We start from the raw sequence: 23,651 nt of genomic DNA, 5'->3' as shown, positions 1-23,651 counted from the left end.
CTTATTCAGCGGTTTTACGGGCTGGACGTTTGGCGGCGGTTTTGGTTGCCGTCTTGCGCGGTGCGGCGGTCTTGCCCGCAGCGACCTTGACGGTCTTGCCCACTGGTGCCTTTGGCTTCTTGGCTGCCGTGGTTTTGGCGGCGGTTTTTTTCACGGCCGTCTTGCGCGCCGGCTTCTTCTCGTCATCGTCAACCGTGGTCTGGCTTGCGGCGAGGTGGCGCGAGCGCTTCTTCGGCGCTTCCTCTTCCATATCCTCGGATGCGGTGCGCTTGGAAACACGCTTGGCCGCGCCAAACTTGACTTCCTTGTCGCCCCAGATTTCCTCGAGGCGATAGTACTCGCGGATAGCCGGCTGCATGATGTGCACAATCATGTCGCCGAGATCCACTAATACCCATTCCCCGGTGTCTTCGCCTTCGATGCTGACGATACTGCCACCTTTTTCCTTCACCTTGTCGCGTACCGAGGCGGCCAGCGCCTTGGTCTGGCGGTTGGAGGTGCCGGACGCAATCGCCAGGCGGTCGAACATGCTGGTCAGATGGACAGTGTCGTAAATGCGGATGTCCTGGGCCTTGACGTCCTCAAGCGCGTCGATCACGGTGGATTGGAGTTTTTTGATGTCCATTAGCTTTTATAGAGATGATGTTGTTGGATATAGTCTAGCACCCCGCCCGGAACGAGCGTGGTGACGGGTTCGTCGTGTTGAAGCGCGGCACGTATTTGCGTAGCCGAAATATCGATCGCCAGGTTGGTGCCCAGCAGTGCCAAGCCATGCGGCGTCGTGCGAATCTGTTCTGCGGTTGCCCCGCGCCGGGAGAACTCGCGGGCTACTTCGGCCGGCAGGGTAGTGACATCGAAACCAGGGCGCGACGCCGCGCAAATATGCGCATGGTCAAACAATGCCTGCCAGTCCTTCCAGGTATGCAGGTGCAGCAGCTGGTCGGCACCGATCAGAAAAGCCAGCGATACTTCCGCTCCAAGCTGTGAACGCATGGCCCGCAAAGTATCGATGGTGTACGAGGCATCATTGCGGTGAATCTCTTGCTCGTCGATGATCACCGGTACCGCAGTGCGCTCGAAAGCCAGCCGCAGCATGGCGATACGCTGCTGTGCACTGGCTTTGAGTGGCGGTTTTTGCCAGGGATTGCCGGCCGGGAGAAGTCGCAACTCATCCGGCGCCAGCAGGGTGACGAAGTAATTCCCCAGCGCGACATGGCCGTTATGGACGGGATCAAAGCTCCCCCCGAGCAAGGCGATGGAGCGGGTCACACCCATTCGCGGTGCACCAGGAAATCGGAATATAGCCTGGCTTCCGCGCTGCCGGGTTCCGGCGTCCAGTCATAACGCCATTTCACGATTGGCGGCATCGACATCAGGATCGATTCGGTACGGCCGCCGGATTGCAATCCGAACAGCGTGCCGCGGTCATAGACCAGATTGAATTCAACGTAGCGCCCACGCCGGTAGGCCTGAAAATCGCGCTCGCGTTCGCCATATGGCATGTCCTTGCGTTTGTTCAGGATAGGCACATAGGCTTCGATAAAACGGTCGCCCACGCTTTTGATCATGGCAAAGCTTTGTTCCAGGCCGAGTTCGTGGAAATCATCGAAAAAGATGCCGCCCACGCCGCGCGCTTCCTTGCGGTGCTTCAGATAAAAGTAGTCGTCACACCACTTCTTGAAACGCGGATGCAGATCGTCGCCAAACGGTGCCAGCGCATCATGGCAAGCCTGGTGAAAATGCTTTGCATCTTCTTCGAAGCCGTAATACGGTGTCAGGTCCATGCCGCCGCCGAACCACCATACCGGATCCTTGCCTTCGGCGCTGGCAATAAAGAAACGCACATTCATGTGCACGGTCGGCGCATACGGATTGCGCGGATGCAGTACCAGCGACACACCCATTGCTTCCCATGTACGGCCAGCCAGCTCGGGGCGATTCGCGGCCGCACTGGGGGGCAACGTGGTGCCACTCACATGGGAAAAGCCTACGCCGCCACGTTCGAGCACATTACCTTCCTCGAGGATGCGCGAAATGCCGCCGCCCGCGATCGGGCCTTCGCCATGCGGACGTTGCCATTGGTCGAAGAGGAAGCTTTTGCCGTCGACCTGCTCGATCGCCGCGACGATTCTGGCTTGCAGATCCATCAGGTAAGTCTTGACGTCAGTGGAAGTAATAGTGGTCACGATATTATTTATATGGAGTGTCCTGTTTATCGCCGGGTCGCGGCGCGCAAGCTGAGAAGGTGGATGGTTTGGCGCACAGCGCCCTTGCGACTGCCATCTTGCCGCCTGTTTGCATGCCAGGGCGACACTCGGCCATCCGGGGCGATACGCAATTCCCGGGAAACTCATGATGCGCCCGACCGGTTCGGCCGGATTATTCATTGCTGATTCATTACGATGATGCAGTGCTGCGGTGCTACGTTGGCCGGTCAGGAAACATTCATCAGACCGGCCGGGCGCGGTGTTTATCCGTGCCTCTTCAGTGCGCGCCAGCCGATATCACGACGGAATTGCGCCCCATCAAAATGGATCTGGTCCACGACGTCGTATGCATTCTTTTGCGCCATGCGCACATTGTCGCCAAGACCGACTACGCACAGCACACGACCGCCCGACGTCATCAACTTGCCGTCCGATATCGTTGTTCCGGCATGGAAGGTCACGCATTCCGGGTTTTCCGCCGGGATACCCGAAATCACGTCACCCTTGCGCGGTGCATCCGGATAGCCAGCTGCGGCCATCACCACGCCAAGCGCTGTGCGACGATCCCATTCCAGTTCGATCTGATCCAATGTACCGTTGACCGCATGTTCCATCACGCTCACCAGATCAGTCTTGAGACGCGCCATGATTGGCTGGGTTTCGGGGTCGCCCATGCGGCAATTGAATTCCAGCGTTCTCGGGTTCCCCTTGGCATCGATCATCAGGCCCGCGTACAGGAAGCCGGTGAACGGAATGCCATCCTTGCTCATGCCCAGCACAGTCGGGTTGATGATCTCGCGCATGATGCGCGCATGCAGCGAAGGCGTCACGATCGGCGCGGGCGAATACGCACCCATGCCGCCGGTATTCGGGCCTTCGTCATTGTCCTTCAGACGCTTGTGGTCCTGGCTGGTCGCCAATGGCAGCACATGCTTGCCGTCAACCATCACGATGAAGCTGGCCTCTTCGCCGGCAAGGAATTCCTCGATCACAACGCGTGCGCCCGCATCGCCCAGCTTGTTGTCAGACAGCATCATGTCGACGGCGGCATGGGCTTCATCGATAGTCATGGCAACGACCACGCCTTTGCCGGCCGCCAATCCATCCGCCTTGATGACGATTGGCGCACCCTTTTGCAGGATGTACTTGCGCGCGGCCTGGGGATCGGAAAACGTCTGATAATCGGCGGTCGGAATACGGTGGCGCTTCATGAAGGCCTTGGCGAAGTCCTTCGAGCTTTCGAGTTGTGCAGCTTCCTTGGTCGGGCCGAAAATCTTCAGGCCTTGCTCGCGGAAGATATTGACGATGCCGGCCGCCAGCGGGACTTCGGGACCCACCACGGTCAACGCGATGTGCTCCTTGATTGCAAACTGCGCGAGCCATACCGGATCGGTGATGTCGACGTTTTGCAGGTGCGGGTCGAGCGAAGTGCCGCCATTGCCCGGCGCGACATATACCATTTGAATCCGCTCGGATTGTGCGAGCTTCCAAGCCAAGGCATGTTCGCGGCCGCCTGAACCGACTACCAGAATTTTCATGAGAATCTACTTGCGTTATGGAATATTGCTTGTTGCAGACGCTGGCGTCTGCAGGACGGAGCAGGCACCACCTGTGCCGTCAATTGATCGTTTGTTGCAATAAGGAAATGAGACCCTTAGTCCTCGATGACGGCGTTGGTATAGACCTCCTGCACGTCGTCAAGGTTTTCGAGCGCGTCGAGCAATTTTTGCATCTTGACCGCGTCGTCCCCCGTAAAAACGGTTTCTGTTGACGGTTTCATCAGGATTTCAGCCACTTCTGCTTTAAAACCCACTTTTTCCAGCGATTCCTTGACCGCAGAAAAATCATGCGGTGGGGTCAGCACTTCAATGCCGCCTTCTTCGTCGGTAATCACGTCTTCTGCGCCGGCTTCCAGTGCTGCTTCCATCAGTGCATCTTCATTCGTGCCCGGTGCAAACAGCAACTGTCCGCAATGCTTGAACAGAAAGGCGACCGAACCTTCTGTTCCCATATTGCCGCCAAACTTGGAGAAGGCGTGACGCACTTCGGCCACCGTGCGCACCCGGTTGTCAGTCATGCAATCAACAATGATTGCTGCGCCGTTGATGCCATAGCCTTCGTAGCGAATCTCTTCATAGTTGGCGCCTTCCAGGCCGCCGGTACCACGCTGGATTGCGCGGGTCACGTTGTCCTTGGGCATATTGGCGTCGGCTGCCTTGTCCACTGCCAGTCGCAGGCGCGGATTGGCGTTCATGTCGCCGCCGCCCAAACGGGCCGCCACCGTGATTTCCTTGATCAAACGTGTCCAGATCTTGCCGCGCTTTGCATCCGTCGCGGCTTTTTTATGCTTAATATTGGCCCATTTACTATGTCCAGCCATGGCAAATCTTTCTTGGAAATGAACGAGAGAAGGCCGGGCGCCCCGTTCCGGCGCATATTTGTCGCCAAAATAACTAAGTGCCAAGCCGAAAAGCAATCTACAATTTTACCATATCGCCCTTCGTGAAATTTGCCTGAAAGACTGACCAAACATGCCTCTCGAACCGCTGCTGATTGCCAAACATCAGGACCTCGAACTCGCTCTTCTCCCTAATCTGGCCAACCGCCATGGCTGTATCACAGGCGCAACCGGGACCGGCAAGACCGTCACCTTGCAGACGCTGGCACAGGCACTGTCAGGCATAGGAGTGCCGGTATTCATGGCCGACGTCAAGGGCGATCTGTCGGGGCTGGCCAAACCAGGTTCTGAAACGCCGCGCATCAAGGAAAGGTTCGACCTGCTCGGCATCACCGAGCCGGCCTGGGCCGGTTGCCCGGTCACGTTCTGGGATGTATTCGGCGAGAAAGGCCATCCGGTCCGCGCCACCGTTTCCGACCTTGGCCCGTTGCTGCTGTCGCGCATGTTGAACCTGAACGAAGTCCAGCAGGGGGTGTTGCAACTGGTGTTCAAGGTCGCCGATGACCACGGCTTGTTGTTGCTGGACCTGAAAGATTTGCGGGCGATGCTGCAGCATGTGGGCGAAAATGCCGCGGAAATCCAGACTGAATACGGCAATATCTCCGCAGCCAGCATCGGCGCCATCCAGCGCGGTTTGATTGCCATCGACGAGCAGGGCGGCGACCGCTTTTTCGGCGAACCGATGCTCAACATCGACGATTTCATGCAAACTGATCCGCAGGGCAAGGGCGTGATCAATATCCTGGCGGCGGACAAGCTGCTGCACTCGCCGCGCCTGTACGCGATCTTCCTGCTATGGATGCTGGCCGAATTGTTCGAACACCTGCCCGAAGTCGGCGACCTCGACAAGCCGAAACTCGTTTTCTTCTTCGATGAAGCCCACTTGCTGTTCGACGAAGCACCCAAACCCTTGCTGCAAAAAATCGAGCAGGTGGTCCGCCTGATCCGTTCAAAAGGTGTTGGCGTGTACTTTGTCACGCAGAATCCGCTCGACATTCCCGATACCGTCCTCGGCCAGCTGGGTAACCGCGTCCAGCACGCCTTGCGCGCTTACACGCCGCGCGACCAGAAAGCGGTACAGACTGCCGCCGAGACCTTTCGCCCAAATCCCAAGCTTGATACCGCCCAGGTCATCACTGAACTTGGCGTCGGCGAAGCGCTTGTGTCGTTCCTCGACGAAAAGGGCCGGCCAAATATGGTCGAACGCGCCTACATCGTACCCCCGGCATCGCAGATCGGTCCGATCACCGATGCCGAGCGCAGCGCATTCATGGCCGATTCCATGGTGGCCGGGGTCTATGAAAAAGTCGTCGACCGCGAATCCGCCTACGAAAAGCTGAAAGGCCGCGTAGCCCGTGAAATGCCGGCCAAGGAAGATGTCCAGCCGGCAAAACGCGGTCGCGCGGGATCGGCTTCTTCGGCTTCTACATCCCGCGACGCAGAGCCTGCATCGCGAGAAGCGGATACCGGCTCATCGTTTGGCGACTCGGTGCGCGACGCAATGGGCGGGCTGTTTGGCGGCAGCAGCGTTGGACGCCGCAAGGACACCATGGTCGAAGCCATGGTGAAATCCGCGGCGCGCAGTATCGGCTCACAGGTCGGACGGGAAATCATCCGCGGTGTGCTCGGCTCGATCATGAAACGCTGAGGCCGGTGTGCGGCGTGCCGTGCCTCGGTGACGGCACGCTTGTGTTAATGCGCAGCGACATGTCCGCGCTTACAGATACTTTCTCCATAATTCGTTAGAAAATTTATCGGCGGGGTCCACCATACTTTTTATGGATCGAAGCGCATCCGCTTCCGGATATGCCCGATGGAACTGCCGTTTTGTGGCGTGTAACTGGTAAGGAAGGTAGTACCGTCCTCCATGCGCCAACGCTAGCTCAATCAATGCACGAGTCCAGCGACCGACATCTTCTCTGGCCTTCAGATAAGTACGCTGCTTGTAATAAATGACGAAGCAGAACACCTCTTCCTTTGCCCACGGAAGCAAGCTGATGGTATCAACCCGCGAATGCCTGATTGAGACATTAAGCGCCTCAACGTTTTGTTGTTGCAGAATCTTCGCCATTCCCTTGGCAAAATCGACAAAGTGGCGAGTCGGGATGAAATATTCCTGCAACGCGTAAGTGCTCATCATCCGCGTTCGGGGCTCCAGTTCAGCGGTATCGCGGCTGGCCTCATGGTTGAGCCACTTTACGACTGGCTTACTCAGAATGCGGGGGCGGATGACTTGCGACTGTAACGTTTCTCCTCCGGGTATTTCCGTCACAGCCCAAAGGACATTCTGCTCCATAGGGTAGGACAGGCCGCCTGGAATAAGTCGTTGTGCCTCCGTGAGCGGCTTGTCTGTGGTTTTCCAGGTGACAGAAACGGGTGCATTAAACGCTGGTGGTAATAGATCTGCGTTGTGCAGGATATTCCTGGAATCCGACTCAATCCGTGATTTGAAAAAATCCACGTACTGTTCCAGTGGCACCGTCTGTATGATCCGCTCGATGGGGACATTGCGGCTGAGTTCCAGTTCTATCTCGGTAATGATGCCGACGGCGCCATAGCCGCCAATAGCAGCCCTGAATAGAGAGCGATTGTGATTCAGACTGGCTTCAACAACTTTGCCGTCCGCCAGCACCATCTGAAGTGCCCTGAGCGAATTGCAGATCGGTCCGTGCCCGACATAACGGCCATGAGCATTCACGGATACAGAGCCGCCAACCGTAAAGTTGGAATAGCTTTGCATCGTTTTTACCGCGAGTTGCTGCATGTCGATAATCTCTTGCAGCTCACGCCAGCGCATGCCCGCCTGTACTCTGACGGTTCGTTCTTCGGGCCTGAACCAGACCAGGCGATTCATCTTCCGCATATCGAGATGCAACCCGGCCTGCACCGCAACCTGACCACCCATACTGTACCGAGCGCCACCTACTGCAATCTTTCCAGGCCATGTGCGCACTAGTTCCGATATTTCCGCCACAGACGAAGGCTGCTCGACCTTGGCAACATTGACGGAATACAGTCCTGTCACATTCGATACCACGACGTCCGCTGCGCACGCGGAACGGGTCATGCCAACCGAACTTAATCCGATTGTGCCAAGGGTATAAACAAGAAAGGACCGTCGAGGAAGAAGCACGGGTGGGTGCTTTTCAGGTGTCTTGTAGGTCATTGAAGTCTCCTGCTTGATGAAAGACCCACTGTAGGAGAGGTCAAGCCGTTGGACCAATACGCATCCCTAAAGTATTAAAAGTTAATATTTACGGTGTTAGTCAGCTTACCTTCGCTGAAGGCCGGCATGTCGGGCGCTCTGGCTGCAAGGCGCTGTGTGCGAAATGCGGGCGGGTCGCGTATTTCCTCAATGAATGTTCAGGCGGCTCCACTTGTTGGCAAGATATCGAAATGCAGTACATCTTCACGAACTCCCAGTTTTGTGTAGAGCGCAATCGCCGGATCGTCGCCATAGTCAGCCTGAACGAAGATCACCCAGATACCGCGGTCAGCGGCCTGCCTCTTCAGTTCTTCTATCATGGCAGTGGCGATGCCTTGCCGGCGATAAGACTCGCTAACGGCAAGGTCGTAGATGTACAGCTCCGATCGGGCTTGCTCGAACTTGGGTAAAACATAGGCGGCAAGGCCGCCAATTACTTCCGAGCCGGCAAAGGCTGCTACGGCAAGAAAAGTCCTGCTTCCAAGCAGATCCTGCAGGTACGCGTCGTCAGGCTGCCTGTCGGTATATGTTGCGAGGTCTCCAAACGCTTCTCCAAACATTTTCATCATTGCGCGTAATTGGGAAATGTCTTGTTCTCCAAGCATTCGGACATGGATGTTTTCCTGCATGTTGCCTCCTTTCGTTTGGCGTGAATCCATTCGATCTTTTTAGGTAGTGTAGAAAAGTCAGACCCTTAAGCCAATTCTACCCACCGAGGTATCGTAGTTCATCCTTGAGCTTTAGGTATCAGCCTGACTCTGAATATTCCACCGGATTACCACGGTCAGCGACATGGCAAGTCAGAAAATGATTCAACGCGTAAAATTGCGGGATGCCACCGACTTCCTCGCCTTCTATCTCCGGCCTTGACCGCAAGGCCTTCCTGATTGGCCTCACCATCGCTATCGCCGGCGCCATTCTGTTCTCTGCCAAAGCCATCGTCGCCAAGCTGCTGTATCGCTACCATATCGATGCGGTGACGCTGATCGCTTTTCGCATGATGTTTTCCGTCCCTTTCTTTGCCGCGGTGGCGATCTGGAAAGCCCGTACCGAACCCGCGCTGACAAAGCGCGAACTCGCGAAGATCACGGTGATGGGTCTGCTCGGTTACTACCTGTCGAGCTTTCTTGATTTTCTCGGGCTGGAACATATTTCGGCCGGCCTTGAGCGTCTGATCCTCTTTCTGACGCCGTCGTTCGTTCTGTTGTTGTCCGTACTTTTCCTGAAAAGAAGCATTACCAGACTCGAATGGCTCGCGCTCGGTACCGCCTATGCGGGTACCGTGTTGGTTTTCCTGCATGATGTGCGGCTCGGTGGTTCCAACGTGCTGCTGGGCGGCGCATTCGTGCTTGGCAGCGCAATCACCTACGCAGTCTACCTGCTGATGTCGGGCGAGCTGGTGCGCAAGGTCGGTTCGATACGACTGGTTGCCTATGCAATGTGCGTCTCCAGTGTTGCCTGTATTCTGCAATTCTTTTTGTTGCGGCCTGTTTCGCTGCTGGTTCAGCCAGTGCAGGTCTACGGCTTGTCATTGCTTAACGCCGTGTTCTGCACCGTATTACCGGTGTTCATGACCATGGTGGCGGTCGCGCGCATCGGCGCACCGACGACTTCGCAAGCCGGTATGATCGGACCGGTATCCACGCTCTTCCTTGGTGCCCTCATCCTGGCAGAGCCAATTACCGGAATACAACTTGCAGGAACCGCGCTGGTCCTGACCGGCATTTATTTATTGTCAAAAAAACGGGTATAACGCATTACAGACATTACCGACGGTACATAGAGGAGAAGTCATGGATTTTGGAATTGCTGGTAAACATGCGCTGGTCTGCGGCGCAAGCAAGGGACTCGGCCGGGGCTGCGCGGAAGCGCTCGCCGGAGAAGGGGTGCACGTTACGCTGGTCGCCCGCACCCAGGATGCGCTCGAAGCAACCGCAGCGGAAATTCGCCAGAAGACAGGCGTCACGGTCAATGCCGTGGCCTGCGACATCACCACGCCGGAGGGGCGCGACAAAGCACTGGCTGCCTGCCCGCAAGTGGATATCCTGGTTACCAATGCGGGCGGGCCGCCGCCGGGTGACTTCCGTAAATTCAATCGCGATGACTGGATTGCCGCGCTCGATGCCAACATGCTGACCCCGATCGAACTGATCAAGGCCACCGTGGACGGCATGATAGATCGCGGTTTCGGCCGCATCGTCAACATTACCTCGAGCGCGGTCAAGGCACCGATCGATATCCTTGGTCTGTCGAACGGCGCGCGTTCCGGCCTGACCGGTTTTGTCGCCGGTATTGCACGCAAGACGGTCAGCCATAACGTCACGATCAATAACCTGCTGCCTGGCCAGTTCGATACGGACCGGCTGAAGAAAACATTGGGAGCCGCTGCGGCCGCTACCGGCAAAACACTGGAGGAAGTCCTGGAAGCACGCAGCCAGCAGATTCCCGCCCATCGCTTCGGCAATCCGGCTGAATTCGGCGCGGTCTGCGCATTCCTGTGCAGCGTGCACGCCGGGTATATGACCGGCCAGAATGTATTGCTGGACGGCGGCAATTATCCCGGTACGTTTTAAGTTTGAAAAAGTAGTTTGCGCAGGCAACCCGTTTGCCGGGGCAGGTGTCGAACGACATTCCGGACGGATGCAAGCCGGCGTGTGTGCGGCGCGTCCATTTCTCCGCAACCAATTTTTGACACGAAGAGGCAGCAGTGAAAAAACGTATCGCGCTGATTGCGCACGACAAGAAAAAGGATGACATGGTCGAGCTGGCATCCGAATATGCCGATCTTCTGCGGCAATGCATCCTGGTGGCCACCGGCACGACCGGCAAACGCTTGCATGACGAAGTAGGCCTGACGATCGAGCGCAAACATTCCGGACCATACGGCGGCGACATGCAGATCGGCGCCGAGCTGGTGGAGGGCAAGATCGATTGCGTCATCTTTCTGCGCGATCCCATGACCCCGCAGCCGCATGAGCCTGACATCAATGCCCTGATCCGCGCGTGCGACGTGCACAATGTTCCCTGCGCAACCAATGTCACATCTGCGAAAATGTTGCTATCGCAGATTGTTCCCCATTATCACCATCACAACTGAATAACTGAATAACTTACAAGGAGCAGGAAATGGTCAAGGCTATCCGCATCAATTCCGTCGGCGGACCGGAAGTCATGGAATACGTGGACGTCGAACTCGGCAATCCCGGGCCAGGCGAGGCGCTGGTGCGCCAGCATGCCTGTGGCCTGAACTATATCGACGTTTATTTCCGTACCGGCGCTTATCCGCAGCCACTGCCCGCCGGTCTGGGCATGGAGGGTGCCGGTGTAGTGGAAGCCGTCGGCCAAGGTGTTACCCATATCAAGCCCGGTGATCGCGTTGCCTACGCCGGCCGTCCGACCGGCGCCTATGCCGAAGCGCGCATCATGCCGGCGGCCATTCTGGTCAAGCTGCCGGAATCGATCAGTTTCGAGACCGGTGCCGCGATGATGCTGCAGGGCCTGACCGTGCAATACCTGTTCCGTCGCACCTTCCCGCTGCGTGGCGGCGAAACCATCCTGTTCCATGCCGCCGCCGGCGGCGTCGGCCTGATCGCCTGTCAGTGGGCGCGCGCCATCGGCGTCACCATGATTGGCACCGTCGGGTCCGACGAAAAGGCTGCACTTGCCAAAGCGCATGGCTGTACGCACACCATCAACTACAACACCGAAAACTTTGTCGAGCGTGTCAAGCAAATTACCGAAGGCAAGGGCGTGCCGGTCGTGTATGACTCGATCGGCAAGGATACTTTCATCGGTTCGTTGGACTGCCTGTCTCCGCTGGGCATGATGGTCAGCTTCGGCAGCGCGTCCGGTCCGGTGCCGCCCTTCGGCCTGAATGAACTCGCCTCGCGCGGCTCGCTGTTCGTCACGCGCCCGACCCTGTTTACCTATGCTGCCAAGCGCAACGATCTGGAAGACATGGCAGCCGACCTGTTCAGCATGGTCGAAAGCCGCAAAATCAAAATCGACATTAATCAGCGCTATGCGCTCAAGGATGTCGCCCAGGCCCATCACGATCTCGAAGCCCGCAAAACAACCGGATCGACCATCCTGGTGCCCTGATGACCGAAGAACCGCGCAACAACCCGATGGAGCATCCCGCCGAGCAGCCAACCGGCACCGATGGCACGCCAAAATTTGGCAAGTTGCTGCTGGTGCTGATCGGTGCGGTCCTGCTGATCGTTGCCATCACGCTGGCATCCGAAGCCTTGTATTCCTGAACGGGAGGGCGCAGGCCTTGTATCGCCGATACCGCCGATCATGAGCGAGCAATCAACCGGATGTGGTCCGGTGCAAGCCGTTGCCGAGCGCGTCGCCATGCTGCACGCACTGGCGTTCAACGCGTTGCGGCTTGCATCGGTGCAGCTGGACGGTTTTACAACGCGCTTGCATGAGGCACTGGCTGCCCAGATGCAGTTACCCGAACTGCAGGCCGATGAAATCGATGCCTGTCGTGCCGCGCTTGCACGACTGCGCGACCAACCGGCTCTATTCAGTAAATTTGTTGCCGAAGACCTGCAGGAAAAATTGCTTCAGGCGGCCGACTCGACCGCCGAGCACGGCGTGGCACCCATCGAAAGCGGTGCCATGGATCTGTCGCTCCTTAGCTTCGATGCGATGGAAGCCAGGGTCTTGCTCGACAATCTCAGTCAGGTGCTCGATACCGCGCATCAGGACACGCTGACCTCGCTCAGTCTGCGCATCGCCCACTGCGTGGGTTCTGATGCGATCGGCATCGCGCAGAATCCGTTTCGTTCGGAAACCTTTCTGCAGGCAGTATCGGCGGCATGGATCAAGTTCCATCCCGGCGACATCGCACACAGGCTGGTGATGCAACAGATGCGACCGGATGTTTTCCTGCGGCTGGAACCGGTCTGGCAAACGCTGAATCGCGAACTGATAGCTCGCCATATCCTGCCCGACCTTGAAGCCACGTATCGTCCGCGCGTCGTTGACGCAGATCTGTCCGCCCCATCTCTCGAATATCGCCTGCGCGCCTGGCTCGCGCCGGAAGGTACGCTCAACGTCATTGCAGCGCGCGTGGTGTCGCTGCTCGACAGCATGTCGAGCCATATCATCACCAATACCATCATTCCCGGGCGTGTGCGCACGTTGCTGTTGCGTCTGCAAGAGCCGCTCACCCAGCTCGCCCTGGCTGACACCGATTTCCTGTTCAGCGATGCACATCCCGCGCGTCGTCTCCTGCATGAAATGATCAACACCGGCATCGGTTGCGACGATGCATCCGGCGCCGACGATCCACTGTATCAGGCACTGGTACGCACCGTAGAGCGGCTTGACGATGTACTGGACGGGTTGGCGCCGGAGTTAACCCTGCCCACCTCGGTATTCGATACGCTCATGCGTGACTTGCAGGCGAGCGCTGCCCAGCTTTATCTGCCGCTCGAGTCCCAGCTTGCAACTCGGCGTGAACAGGCATTGCGCGAGGAAGAACAAGCACATGCACAGACGCTCGCCGAAGCAGACGTGCTGGCACGCATCGAGACAGGTGAAGTGCCGGGTTTTCTGGAAGAGTTTCTGCTTGCGCAATGGACCCGGGTGCTGGCGTTTGGGCACAGCGTACGCAGTGCCAAACCGGACGTGCTGCCAAGTGTCATCAAGGCAATGGACGACCTGATCTGGAGCGTGCAGCCTAAAGGTGGTCCCGAGGACCGCAAAGAATTGCTCGCCCGCTTGCCGGGCATGCTCTCCATGCTGAATGCCTGGCTCAATGTGGTGAAGTGGCACGGACCCGAGCGTGAGCAATTTCTGAGTCAATTGGCCGAACGACAGGCGGCGGCAATGCGCGCCCCAGTCGCACCTTCACCACGGCAACAGCTGGAACTGACGATGAACACGGTACAGCGCGCCAGCGAGCACCAACTGACACGTCGTGCCCGCGCACAACAGCAGGCGGCGCTGGCCGGATTTGCACCGGTGATCGACCGCCTCAAACCGGGAAGCTGGATGGAGTTTGTACGCAATAACGGGACGCGGGTAAATTGCCGGCTGTTATGGGCCAGTCCGGCACGCGGGCGCTTCATTTTTGTGTCGCCGTCAACGCAGGTGCTGTTCACACTCAGCGACGAGGCGCTTGCGCAAGCCTTGCACGCCAACCGCGCCAATGCCATCGCGAGTGACGCGGTTATCGGAAAGGCGCTGGATGCCGCGTTGCAGGAATTAGGCGTGCCATAGGGAAGCCCTAGTTAGGCAGCAGGCTTGCCTGGCAACGCAGCAGCCCGGTAGGCAGAACCGTTGCAACAACTTGTTTTTACTGCTTTGCGACCTCGAGTTCGACCCGGCGCGGCACGCCGCTCCTGCCAGGGAAATCGACGAATGCGCTACGCACCATATAGGGCATGATCGCCGCGAGTGACCGGTTGGTGCCTTCACTGACGACGGTCGTCTCATAGAGTTTTTTGCCATCGGCCATGCGCGCCAGTACGATCTTCAGCTGTCGTGTAAACAACTGGTATTGCGAGACCCTTTGCTCCACGACAGGAGGTCCATACCAGAACGGATCATAGAATGGATCATAGAAAGGTCCGTAGTAGCCACGCCAGGCAGGCCCATACCAGTAGGGGTTAACCACGACCGGATAGACCTCGCGCACATCGCGGCCCGTGATGCTGTAGCTTAGCGCAGCCTTCAATGCGGGCGTGGTGGAAGCAGGCGCCTCCGTAAAACCGAGCCGGCTCAGTTCGGCACGCACCAGGTCCTCATAGCTGCGATATTCGAGGCTGTCATTCTGGTCCTTGGTCCGCTCGAAGACATACGATTTGTCCGGCAGGGTATCGGGCCATTCATGAAACGCCGTCACATCGCTTCGGATGGTGCTGGTCGCACAACCGCCCAGCAGCAAGGTCGTTATCGCCATCATGCCGGCGACCAGCCATCGTTTCATAACTTCTCTCCGGTCTTGCAATGTCTCTTTATAGAAACTGAGAATGTGAAAACACGTTAAAAATTCCGTAAATTTTTGTAATTCTGTGACCCGGGTAGCGCTGACCGACCACTTTGAGAACGTCATTGCAAATCCAAAGGATGCGGCAACAAATCACATGACATCCAACATGCTCCAGGCTGGCCCCTTCCCCTAGCAGGGGGAAGGTTGGGATGGGGTTGAGTGCCCACGTCGGCTCAACAGCCGATACAACCTAAAAATTCTTCGCTTTCCCGGCAACGATCACCAGCAAACCCCATCAGGCAAGCACATCCCCCAATAAACCCCTATCGCGGATTCTCGAAAAAGATGTAATTCGACCCGAAATCACTGATCTCGAAATACACTTTTTTCTCGTCCGGGTCAGCAATCAGGTTCTGATTCTCATCGAGCACGCCATAGCCAAACCGGTAGGAACGTGCCTGCCCGTCATTGGTCCCGGACGCAGTGGTCATCTTGTCGATTTTGATAAAGCGGCGCATCAGTTTATCGCCCGCATAAAACTCCAGGACACCGTTAGTGCCGGTCCAATTCTGAACCGAGCGGCTGATCTGGTTCTGCTGCTCCTGTGTGCAGCCGGCAAGTAGTGCAGAAATGGCAACTACGAAAAGCGCAAAGTATGATTTCATCAGGATAGGCTCCCGCCGTGTTGGTTGGTAAAATGGCTATTTGCGTCATTATCTCGCGAAACCAATCCAACTATGCGTACCGACACCGCCCACACGATTTATCGCAAGGATTACACGCCGCCGACCTACTGGGTCGATACCGTTGAAATGGGGTTTGACCTCGATCCGGACCTCACACGCGTCGCCACCCGGCTGACCATGCACCGCAATACCCAAAGCCGCAACAAGAGCCTTGTCTTGTACGGTGACAGCCTGGAACTCGTGCAGCTGCGCATGAACGGCAAGGAAGTCGCCAAGCGCGGTTATACGCTGGGCAACGGTATTCTTGAGATCTTCAACGCGCCTGACAGCGTCACGCTGGAAATCGAAACAGCCATCCATCCGAGCCAGAACACCTCGCTGATGGGGCTGTACACATCCAACGGCAACTTTTTCACCCAATGCGAAGCGGAAGGTTTCCGCAAGATTACCTTTTTCCCCGATCGCCCCGACGTGATGGCGAAATACAAGGTGATGCTGCGTGCTGACAAGCAACGTTATCCAGTGCTCCTTTCCAATGGCAACCTCATCGAAGAAGGCGATTTGGGCGATGGCCGTCATTACGCCGTGTGGGAAGATCCGTTCAAGAAGCCGTCCTACCTGTTCGCGCTGGTCGCCGGTCAACTGGTCTGCCAGGAAGAAACCTACAGGCTGCAGTCGGGCCGCGAAGTCCTGCTGCAGGTATGGGTGGAAGAGGGCAACCTCGACAAGACCCAGCATGCAATGGATTCGCTCAAAAACAGCATCCGCTGGGACGTTGAGCGCTTCGGCCTTGAGCTCGACCTTGACCGCTTCATGATCGTTGCCGTCGGCGACTTCAATATGGGCGCGATGGAAAACAAGGGTCTCAACATCTTCAACACCAAGTACGTGCTGGCCAACCCGCGCATCGCTACCGATGCCGATTACGCCGGCATCGAATCGGTGGTCGGCCATGAATACTTTCACAACTGGACCGGCAACCGCGTGACCTGCCGCGACTGGTTCCAGCTCTCGCTCAAGGAAGGCCTCACGGTTTTCCGTGACCAGGAATTTTCTGCCGATCTGATCGGCAGCGAGAGCGGCCGCGCGGTCAAGCGTATCGAGGACGTGCGCGTATTGCGCCAGGCGCAATTCCCGGAAGACGCCGGCCCGATGGCGCATCCGGTGCGTCCCGATTCCTATGTCGAGATCAACAACTTCTACACCGTCACGATTTACGAAAAAGGTTCGGAAGTCGTGCGCATGTACCAGACCCTGCTCGGCCGCGACGGCTTCCGCAAGGGTATGGACCTGTATTTTCAGCGGCATGACGGACAGGCGGTCACCTGTGACGATTTCCGTGCCGCGATGGCCGATGCCAGCGGCCGGGACCTGAGCCAGTTCGAACTCTGGTACAGCCAGGCCGGCACGCCGCGCGTCAAGGCCGAAACGCAATACGACCGCGATGCAAAGACCTACACCATCACGCTGACGCAATCCTGCCCGCCGACGCCGGGACAAAGCAAGAAGCTGCCTTTCCATATTCCGGTTGCCGTCGGTCTGCTCGACGGGAGTGGCCGCGACATGCCACTGGTATTGCAGGACGAATCGCAGGATGGCCAGGCACGTAATAATGGCGCGGCGCCAACCACCATGGTGCTTGAACTCAGGCAGCCGAGCCAGACTTTCGTTTTCACCAACGTCAGCGAAGTGCCGATCCCATCGATCCTGCGCAATTTTTCCGCGCCGGTCATCCTGGAATACGACTACAGCGATGGCGATCTTGCCTTCCTGATGGCCAATGACAGTGATGCCTTTAATCGCTGGGAAGCCGGTCAACGACTCGCGATGCGTCGCATGCTTGCGTTATCGCAGACGGTGCAGGATGGCAAACCCTTGAATGACACCGCGCGGGAAGATACTGCATTGCAAAGGGCCTTCCGCGCGACGCTGACCGATACCACGCTCGACCCCGCCTTCTGTGACTTGGCGCTGACCCTGCCATCGGAAACCGTGGTCGCTGAACAGATGGATGTGATCGACCCGCACGCCATTCATGCGGTGCGCGTTTTCTTGCGCCGCTCACTCGCGTCCGCGCTGAAGGTCGATTGGCTGGTCACGTATCAGGACAATCGCACTCCCGGCACCTATAGTCCCGACCCTGTCTCTGCCGGCAAGCGCGGCCTCAAGAACCTCGCTCTGTCCTACGTAATTGAAGTCGACGATGCCGATGCCCACCGACTCGCGCAGAACCAGTACGACAATGCAAACAACATGACTGACCGCATTGCCGCGCTATCCGCGCTGGTCAACAGTACTGCACCGAGCAGGGACGCCGCACTCGCCAGTTTCTATGAAGACTTCAAGCAGGAAGCGCTGGTCGTCGACAAGTGGTTCTCGCTGCAAGCCATGGCGCGACATACCGATGTGGCGACCGTGCGCGAACTGATGAAACACCCGGCCTTTTCCATCAAGAACCCTAACCGCGCACGCAGCCTGATCTTCAGCTTCTGCAATGGCAATCCATCGCAATTCCATGCGATCGATGGCAGCGGCTATGAATTCTGGGCCGACCAGGTGATTGCACTCAATGCAATCAACCCGCAGGTTGCCGCACGCCTTGCGCGCACGATGGATCGCTGGCGGAAATACACGCCTACCCTGCAGGAAAAAATGCGCGCAGCGCTCAAGCGTGTCGCGGCCACCAAGTCGCTGTCGAAAGACGTGCTCGAAGTGGTCACCAAGTCGCTTGCCGATTAAGGACAACACGCAACACAACAAGCAACGTAAAAACACAGAGTCCTCAAGACACCGAAAGGCTGCCGCGGTAACAGTCGACAAAGAAGACAGATACCGCAGGCACGCCACGGAAAGAGGCCATCACATAACGCCGCAATTCCTAACATCATCACTACTGGAACGCCTATGAAACGAGTAAGCCTCACGCAATACCTGGTCGAGGAGCAACGCCTCCATAACAGCATCCCCGCCGAACTGCGTCTGCTGATCGAAGTCGTCGCCCGCGCCTGCAAGACCATCAGTCATGCGGTCAGCAAGGGTGCGCTCGGCGAAGTGCTCGGCAGCGCAGGTAGCGAAAACGTCCAGGGCGAAGTGCAGAAAAAGCTCGACGTCCTGTCTAATGAAATCCTGCTCGAAGCCAACGAGTGGGGCGGCCACCTCGCGGCGATGGCATCGGAAGAAATGGAAACCATCCATCCGATTCCCAATCGCTATCCAAAGGGCGAATACATGCTGCTGTTCGATCCGCTCGACGGCTCCAGCAACATCGACGTCAACGTCTCGATCGGCACCATCTTCTCGGTACTGAAAGCGCCGGAAGGCATGAAGGAGCCGACTGAAAAGGACTTCCTGCAACCGGGAAGCAAACAGGTCGCCGCCGGTTACGCCGTTTATGGCCCGCAGACCGTGCTCGTGCTGACCACCGGCGACGGCGTCAACTGCTTCACGCTCGACCGCGAAATGGGTTCCTGGGTACTCACTGAGCGTGACATGAAGATCCCGGAGGAAACCAAGGAATACGCGATCAACGCCTCCAACGCCCGCCACTGGTACCCGCCCGTCAAGCGCTACATCGACGAACTGCAAGCCGGAGACACCGGCCCGCGCGGCAAGAACTTCAACATGCGCTGGATCGCCTCCATGGTGGCCGACGTACACCGCATTCTCAACCGTGGCGGCATCTTCATGTACCCGGCAGATGCGCGTGAACCGGACAAGCCAGGCAAGCTGCGCCTGATGTACGAAGCCAACCCCATGGCCTTCCTTATCGAGCAGGCCGGTGGCGCTGCGACAAACGGCAAGCAGCGTATTCTGGACATTCAACCGAACAAGCTACACGAGCGCGTTGCGGTGTTCCTCGGGTCGAAGAGTGAAGTGGAACGGGTGACTAGTTATCACAACGAGTAAACGTTGTCCTACGCCGTTGGCGGGAGATTGGAGGAGGGGTCTTTTGCTAGCGGTGGAAGGGTTGGCGGTCTGGCAAGGTGGCAAATGTTTTTGCTAGAATATGCGTCATTGCTGATGTAGCTCAGTTGGTAGAGCAACTGATTCGTAATCAGTAGGTCGGAGGTTCGACTCCTCTCATCAGCACCAGAAAAATCAAGGGCTTACGGAAATGTAAGCCCTTTTTCATTTTGTTACTGTCAACGAAGTGCCAACCATGCCGCCCGTAGGTTACCGGGCTATGTAAAAGACGGCACTATATTGGACAGGTGTCACTAGGAAGTGAGCATCATGTTAATGGCGAACGACAATGATTCAAATCAGCTGCGGTTTGGCATAGTCAATGCGTACAATTATTGGATTGAAGTGATTCAGCCAAACTGGGTCAATTTCGAAAACACACCAACGCCAAGGACTGCATTTAACCTCGCAACGTCGTTATGGAGCGTAATGGATTGGATACGACACGATCCTGTTCATGGAATGCAACAACTTAAAATTGAAGAGATTCGACAGCACTTTCAAGGGAAGTGTCCCGCGCTAGGTATCGTGCATGATTTGGGAACCCATGGAAAGCACTACACTGTCCGCGCTCCTCGTGGCGCTGCTTCAGTGGATGCTGGCGAACTGACTGGAGCGGTCTTTTGCTTTAGTACGCCCTATGGCCCAATATCAGAACAAACTGCAGACTTCGCAGTTGTGCTAGATGAAGGTGAACAGGTTTCGTTGCACGAAATATTTAGGCAGGCAATGAATTTTTGGCACAGCTACTTCAATAAGAACTGAAGGAATCAGCTGTATAAGTTGTGACTTAATCTGACAGGATGTGTCCTGTTACCTACTTACAAGTCTAAACCAAAGTGGGAACTCGAAACTCGCCAAAGCGGCCGTTCAATGGCATTTGTACTGGTTGCAGCCAGAGCAAATTTTAGACGCCACATTGAGAAATCAATATCTACCGGTAGTCTACATTTTCAGTAGATTAATTATGACCTACAATGGTTGACGTGATGAAAAAAGGAACTGGTAGAGAAAATCTCAAGAAGGACCTTCTCGTCGAGTAAAAAAATGCGGCTGAAAACTCGCCATGGGTCCATAGCGTCCAGATCAGCACGAAGTAACAACAGACCCTCTTCGCGCTCCAAGGCAGGAGCAGTCCAATTGTCGTAAACAATCAGCCAATTCTCATCAAACAAATCGAAGCCGGCGGCGTTAGCGCATGCTAATTTTTGGCCGATAAAATGCGATAAGGCTTTAGCCCACTCCCGTTCCACGGAATCACCCATCCAAGGTGGACTAGCGCGATCAGCTTCAATTTGTGAAATCAGTTGCTTGCTAGATTTGCGCGGCTCACCGACAGAAGTGCCACGGACAAAATGCACATCCGGTCCATGCCCCTTAGAGCGAAGGAACGCCTCCTTCGCAGCATTCTCAGATATCGCTTCGGTATGTTCAACGCCAATCATACGAGCACCGCATTGAAGAAGAAAGTCAGGACGTTCTCGTTTCATTAATCGAAGGGGAAAGTCGCTGGGTGTGCGCGGCAAGCTTCCCAAAAGGCGAACAATTGAGTAGACCTCAACATGCTCCTTTTTGCGTCCTGCTGCCCGCGGTGGAACCTTCACATTAATGCTTGAAAGTCGGGAATGTAGTTCGTCGAAGGTGCGGGCAAGAAGCATGATCTCATCTATAGCGTTAGACATTGCTCCACTTTTCAGCAACCTTGCGTAGCCTTTCAAGCTCCTCAACAACTGGATCGCGCTCACCTTCACTACCAATATAGGGACGTAAATCAATGCAATTGACTTCAGTGAACTCCTTTTCCCCGAATCGATACTGCGCCGTAATTTTGAACTGCTGGGGAAGGCGGTTCGGGTCTGCACCGGAGCCGAAGATTAAGAAGCCCTGCGCTAGCGCGAATACAAGCTTCTCACTAGGAGGTAGGTTTTGTATGGGTTCTACAAACGCTGCTTTTGTCCGCAGGTTGTGGTCAGTTCGCGTTACCTCCCCAAATTGAAAGAAATCTCTGTCCATTGAGAGTTGCAAATTCTCAGCGGCGCTCCTTCCAGTGTTCTCAATTCGGAGATAGAGCACAGTAGTGTGCGGCCTCACATACGGTGAGATAGTGACGTATGGCCTAAACATCGCTTCAGATTGCTCGCGCATCGCTTGGACGGAAGCTTCGCTGGCCTTTGCCATCTTGTGCGTTAGATAGGAATAGATAGCCGTAATAAAAACAAGAATAGCTGTGAGGTAATCAGTAACTGTCATAGCACCCTCCCTATCGCATTGACCCACGAGATGATCAACAGCGTAGGACTAGAATTCATTGACAACTTAAGCACCGGTATTCCTTTTCTCGTTAAGCTCCTTGAACCAGTCCTTTTGGCTTTCGGGCAAGAGGATTGGAATTGCGAACTGAATTCGACTGACCTTCGTGTCTTTTAAGGTCGATTCACCTTGAATATTCGCACCAATTCCAACGACTTTTACACCGCCGCTACCAGAGGACTTACTTGACTCCTCGACTGTAAGTGCAATATCGAAATCTACAATCGTGGACTTGAGGCGTGCGCTAGACGAGACACGAGGATGGTTAGCGTATTGATGGCCTCCATCGCCTCCCGGGACTATAAAGGCGCCGCCGTCGACCTCTTGAGCACTTCTAATGCCTGAAACAATTTCACTAAGGACCTCTTTAATGAATTCATCCAATTTCATGCAAGTCTCCGTTGTGTGTGGATGCCTACGTCTAATTGAAAGTTAGAACGCTTGATTGCCCTGTAATCCACATTTAGCGCGTCGTTATGTTTTGGCATCTATTGACGGCCGGACTGTAGAGGATTGAGTTCATGTGATCAAGCGACTTAACAGTAACAATACAGATCAGAAAAGACGGGTACCGTTTGTACTTCTTAGGCGGCGCCTAGTGTAAGCTAAGCATGCATATTAGGCAACAAATGCACGAAATGCTGGAGGCAATCGGCTGTTTATGGAGTAACTACGAACTGACTGCTACCGACCGGGCTTGGAAGTTCCGGAGGTTCAAGGTGTGAGGATATCTAGCCTTTCTTGGCAGCCCAGACTTGGTTTGCTACAGATCAACTTCTTTTCCAACGGCAGGAGCACCGCGCCATAGCGCCATATCGTTCGGCTCAGATGCTGTAATATCGCATTGAGCGATCAAATCTCTCAATGTGCTTGGTTTTAGTTGCTTCACTTCGTTTTCGGACGTGAAGGTGAGGTGTAACTGAGCTAAGGGATTGAGCCGTACCGACTCTTGCAAATGTTCTGGCGACAAGTGGGCATAGCGCATGGTGGTCTTTAAATCAGCGTGTCCCAATACTCGCTGTAGCGTTAATATATTGCCGCCCGCCATCATGAAATGGCTAGCAAAGGTATGCCTTAACACGTGGGTTAGCTGTCCTTTAGGTAAAGTAATCTTCGCACGTTCCACGGCCTCTCTAAACGCCCCGTAGCATTCGCGGAATAGTGGTTCGTCCAAATCACTTTTTCTGTCAACACGTATATTGGAAAAATTCAGCAGTTCTCGTTCAAGATCTTCAGCGATCGGTATGGCACGGATCTTCCCGGACTTCGTTTTTGCTAGCTGTACTTTCCCGCCTCTTAACTGTGAGCGCCGTAGATTGACGGCCTCGCTCCACCTGGCGCCGATTGCAAGACACACTTTTGTCACCAATAGGGCGTCAAGTTCGCTCCCCTTTTCGAGGGAAGCAAGCAGTTTTGCAATGTCTGCCAAACTCAAGTAAGACAGTTCTTGTTCATCGACTTTGAACTGACGGACGTGCTCAATCGGATTAGGGCCGCTCCATTGGCCAACTCGGCGCAGCTCATTAAACATCGAGCGTAAATATGCATGCTCGCGATTTGCAGAGTTGACAGAAATCCCGCGCGATCGCTTGCGTTTGTCGTTTAACGGCACATGCTTTCCTTCGAGCCGCTCTTTACGATAGGTCGCAAACATATTTGCATCGATTGTCGATGCAATGGGATTGCCGAGGGCATCACACATATGTATTAGCGCTTTCTTTCTTTCTATACCGCGCTTCAATTGCATTCCATGAAGATCAAACCAAAGATCAATTAGCTCACGAAATCGACGTAGATCCTTTTTGGGTTTAATCCATTCTTCGCTCTGTGCAACTTGCGTCTTTGCCCAAGCCATTCCACAGGTCGATATAACTCC

The 23,651-nt window shown here is 55.8% G+C and carries 23 protein-coding genes and 1 tRNA gene; 11 read left to right on the top strand and 13 right to left on the bottom strand.

What is annotated here, in order from left to right:
• Window position 1: 1 nt before the first annotated feature.
• From rsfS to ACFQUU_RS01090, 5 genes are all read right to left on the bottom strand, one after another.
• Complete coding sequence (rsfS, locus tag ACFQUU_RS01110; RefSeq protein ID WP_382241381.1) at window positions 2-625, bottom strand: ribosome silencing factor; 624 nt, start codon at window positions 623-625, stop codon at window positions 2-4.
• Window positions 625-1,275: a nicotinate-nucleotide adenylyltransferase gene (locus ACFQUU_RS01105; protein ID WP_382241378.1), complete on the bottom strand. Its 651-nt coding sequence runs from the start codon at window positions 1,273-1,275 to the stop codon at window positions 625-627. The genes rsfS and ACFQUU_RS01105 overlap by 1 nt, the downstream gene beginning before the upstream one ends.
• A complete protein-coding gene (hemF, locus tag ACFQUU_RS01100) occupies window positions 1,266-2,147 on the bottom strand; it encodes an oxygen-dependent coproporphyrinogen oxidase (RefSeq protein WP_382242158.1) in 882 nt (293 codons plus the stop codon). Before hemF ends, ACFQUU_RS01105 begins: the two co-directional genes overlap by 10 nt.
• Window positions 2,148-2,470: 323 nt before the next feature.
• Window positions 2,471-3,745, bottom strand: a complete 1,275-nt coding sequence (gene purD / locus ACFQUU_RS01095) for a phosphoribosylamine--glycine ligase (protein WP_382241375.1) — start codon at window positions 3,743-3,745, stop codon at window positions 2,471-2,473.
• Between the two features lie 116 nt (window positions 3,746-3,861).
• Entirely contained in the window at window positions 3,862-4,587 is a 726-nt protein-coding gene (locus tag ACFQUU_RS01090; protein WP_382241372.1) for a YebC/PmpR family DNA-binding transcriptional regulator, read from the bottom strand.
• A gap of 151 nt (window positions 4,588-4,738) precedes the next feature.
• Here ACFQUU_RS01090 and ACFQUU_RS01085 point away from each other — a divergent pair, with 151 nt between their 5' ends.
• Complete coding sequence (locus tag ACFQUU_RS01085) at window positions 4,739-6,313, top strand: helicase HerA-like C-terminal domain-containing protein (RefSeq protein ID WP_382241369.1); 1,575 nt, start codon at window positions 4,739-4,741, stop codon at window positions 6,311-6,313.
• A gap of 69 nt (window positions 6,314-6,382) precedes the next feature.
• Here the strand turns inward: ACFQUU_RS01085 and ACFQUU_RS01080 are convergent, their stop codons facing one another.
• Window positions 6,383-7,831, bottom strand: a complete 1,449-nt coding sequence (locus ACFQUU_RS01080) for an FAD-binding oxidoreductase (RefSeq protein ID WP_382241366.1) — start codon at window positions 7,829-7,831, stop codon at window positions 6,383-6,385.
• A gap of 197 nt (window positions 7,832-8,028) precedes the next feature.
• A complete protein-coding gene (locus ACFQUU_RS01075; RefSeq protein ID WP_382242156.1) occupies window positions 8,029-8,475 on the bottom strand; it encodes an AAC(3)-I family aminoglycoside N-acetyltransferase in 447 nt (148 codons plus the stop codon).
• 227 nt (window positions 8,476-8,702) lie between these two features.
• Here ACFQUU_RS01075 and ACFQUU_RS01070 point away from each other — a divergent pair, with 227 nt between their 5' ends.
• From ACFQUU_RS01070 to ACFQUU_RS01045, 6 genes are all read left to right on the top strand, one after another.
• Complete coding sequence (locus ACFQUU_RS01070) at window positions 8,703-9,623, top strand: DMT family transporter (protein WP_382241363.1); 921 nt, start codon at window positions 8,703-8,705, stop codon at window positions 9,621-9,623.
• Window positions 9,624-9,663: 40 nt separating this feature from the next.
• Window positions 9,664-10,443, top strand: coding sequence for an SDR family oxidoreductase (locus tag ACFQUU_RS01065; protein ID WP_382241360.1), 780 nt, complete (start codon window positions 9,664-9,666; stop codon window positions 10,441-10,443).
• 134 nt (window positions 10,444-10,577) lie between these two features.
• Window positions 10,578-10,967 carry a methylglyoxal synthase gene (locus tag ACFQUU_RS01060; RefSeq protein ID WP_382241357.1) on the top strand — a complete coding sequence of 130 codons (390 nt, stop codon included), beginning with the start codon at window positions 10,578-10,580 and terminating at the stop codon, window positions 10,965-10,967.
• A gap of 29 nt (window positions 10,968-10,996) precedes the next feature.
• Window positions 10,997-11,971, top strand: coding sequence for a quinone oxidoreductase family protein (locus ACFQUU_RS01055; RefSeq protein WP_382241354.1), 975 nt, complete (start codon window positions 10,997-10,999; stop codon window positions 11,969-11,971).
• On the top strand, window positions 11,971-12,129 hold the full coding sequence (locus ACFQUU_RS01050) for a hypothetical protein (RefSeq protein ID WP_382241352.1): 159 nt from the start codon (window positions 11,971-11,973) through the stop codon (window positions 12,127-12,129). The genes ACFQUU_RS01055 and ACFQUU_RS01050 overlap by 1 nt, the downstream gene beginning before the upstream one ends.
• A 40-nt stretch (window positions 12,130-12,169) precedes the next feature.
• The gene (locus tag ACFQUU_RS01045; protein ID WP_382241349.1) at window positions 12,170-14,104 is read left to right on the top strand and encodes a DUF1631 family protein; all 1,935 of its coding nucleotides are present in this window, start codon (window positions 12,170-12,172) and stop codon (window positions 14,102-14,104) included.
• Between the two features lie 76 nt (window positions 14,105-14,180).
• On the opposite strand, the gene ACFQUU_RS01040 is transcribed toward ACFQUU_RS01045, so the two are convergent.
• Together ACFQUU_RS01040 and ACFQUU_RS01035 are read right to left on the bottom strand one after the other, a co-directional pair.
• The gene (locus ACFQUU_RS01040) at window positions 14,181-14,813 is read right to left on the bottom strand and encodes a DUF4136 domain-containing protein (protein ID WP_382241346.1); all 633 of its coding nucleotides are present in this window, start codon (window positions 14,811-14,813) and stop codon (window positions 14,181-14,183) included.
• Window positions 14,814-15,139: 326 nt separating this feature from the next.
• A complete protein-coding gene (locus ACFQUU_RS01035; RefSeq protein ID WP_382241343.1) occupies window positions 15,140-15,481 on the bottom strand; it encodes a hypothetical protein in 342 nt (113 codons plus the stop codon).
• Between the two features lie 72 nt (window positions 15,482-15,553).
• On the opposite strand from ACFQUU_RS01035, the gene pepN reads away from it, so the two are divergent.
• From pepN to ACFQUU_RS01015, 4 genes are all read left to right on the top strand, one after another.
• Window positions 15,554-18,241 carry an aminopeptidase N gene (gene pepN / locus ACFQUU_RS01030; RefSeq protein WP_382241340.1) on the top strand — a complete coding sequence of 896 codons (2,688 nt, stop codon included), beginning with the start codon at window positions 15,554-15,556 and terminating at the stop codon, window positions 18,239-18,241.
• 165 nt (window positions 18,242-18,406) lie between these two features.
• Window positions 18,407-19,408 carry a class 1 fructose-bisphosphatase gene (locus tag ACFQUU_RS01025; RefSeq protein ID WP_382241338.1) on the top strand — a complete coding sequence of 334 codons (1,002 nt, stop codon included), beginning with the start codon at window positions 18,407-18,409 and terminating at the stop codon, window positions 19,406-19,408.
• 110 nt (window positions 19,409-19,518) lie between these two features.
• A tRNA-Thr gene (locus ACFQUU_RS01020) sits at window positions 19,519-19,594 on the top strand.
• Window positions 19,595-19,735: 141 nt separating this feature from the next.
• Window positions 19,736-20,230: a hypothetical protein gene (locus tag ACFQUU_RS01015; RefSeq protein ID WP_382241336.1), complete on the top strand. Its 495-nt coding sequence runs from the start codon at window positions 19,736-19,738 to the stop codon at window positions 20,228-20,230.
• 200 nt (window positions 20,231-20,430) lie between these two features.
• Here the strand turns inward: ACFQUU_RS01015 and ACFQUU_RS01010 are convergent, their stop codons facing one another.
• The 4 genes from ACFQUU_RS01010 to ACFQUU_RS00995 all read right to left on the bottom strand — a co-directional run bounded on the left by ACFQUU_RS01010 (window position 20,431) and on the right by ACFQUU_RS00995 (window position 23,630).
• Window positions 20,431-21,147, bottom strand: coding sequence for a hypothetical protein (locus ACFQUU_RS01010; protein WP_382241333.1), 717 nt, complete (start codon window positions 21,145-21,147; stop codon window positions 20,431-20,433).
• Window positions 21,140-21,715 carry a hypothetical protein gene (locus ACFQUU_RS01005; protein WP_382241330.1) on the bottom strand — a complete coding sequence of 192 codons (576 nt, stop codon included), beginning with the start codon at window positions 21,713-21,715 and terminating at the stop codon, window positions 21,140-21,142. The genes ACFQUU_RS01010 and ACFQUU_RS01005 overlap by 8 nt, the downstream gene beginning before the upstream one ends.
• Window positions 21,716-21,781: 66 nt before the next feature.
• A complete protein-coding gene (locus tag ACFQUU_RS01000; RefSeq protein ID WP_382241327.1) occupies window positions 21,782-22,165 on the bottom strand; it encodes a hypothetical protein in 384 nt (127 codons plus the stop codon).
• A 373-nt stretch (window positions 22,166-22,538) separates the two neighbouring features.
• The gene (locus ACFQUU_RS00995) at window positions 22,539-23,630 is read right to left on the bottom strand and encodes a tyrosine-type recombinase/integrase (RefSeq protein WP_382241324.1); all 1,092 of its coding nucleotides are present in this window, start codon (window positions 23,628-23,630) and stop codon (window positions 22,539-22,541) included.
• Between the last annotated feature and the right edge of the window lie 21 nt (window positions 23,631-23,651).

This window comes from Herbaspirillum sp. GCM10030257 (genome assembly GCF_042666555.1).
In the GTDB taxonomy this organism is placed as follows: domain Bacteria; phylum Pseudomonadota; class Gammaproteobacteria; order Burkholderiales; family Burkholderiaceae_D; genus Noviherbaspirillum.
Note: the sequence above shows the minus strand (reverse complement) of the source record. Positions and strands in the feature narration are given on the sequence as shown.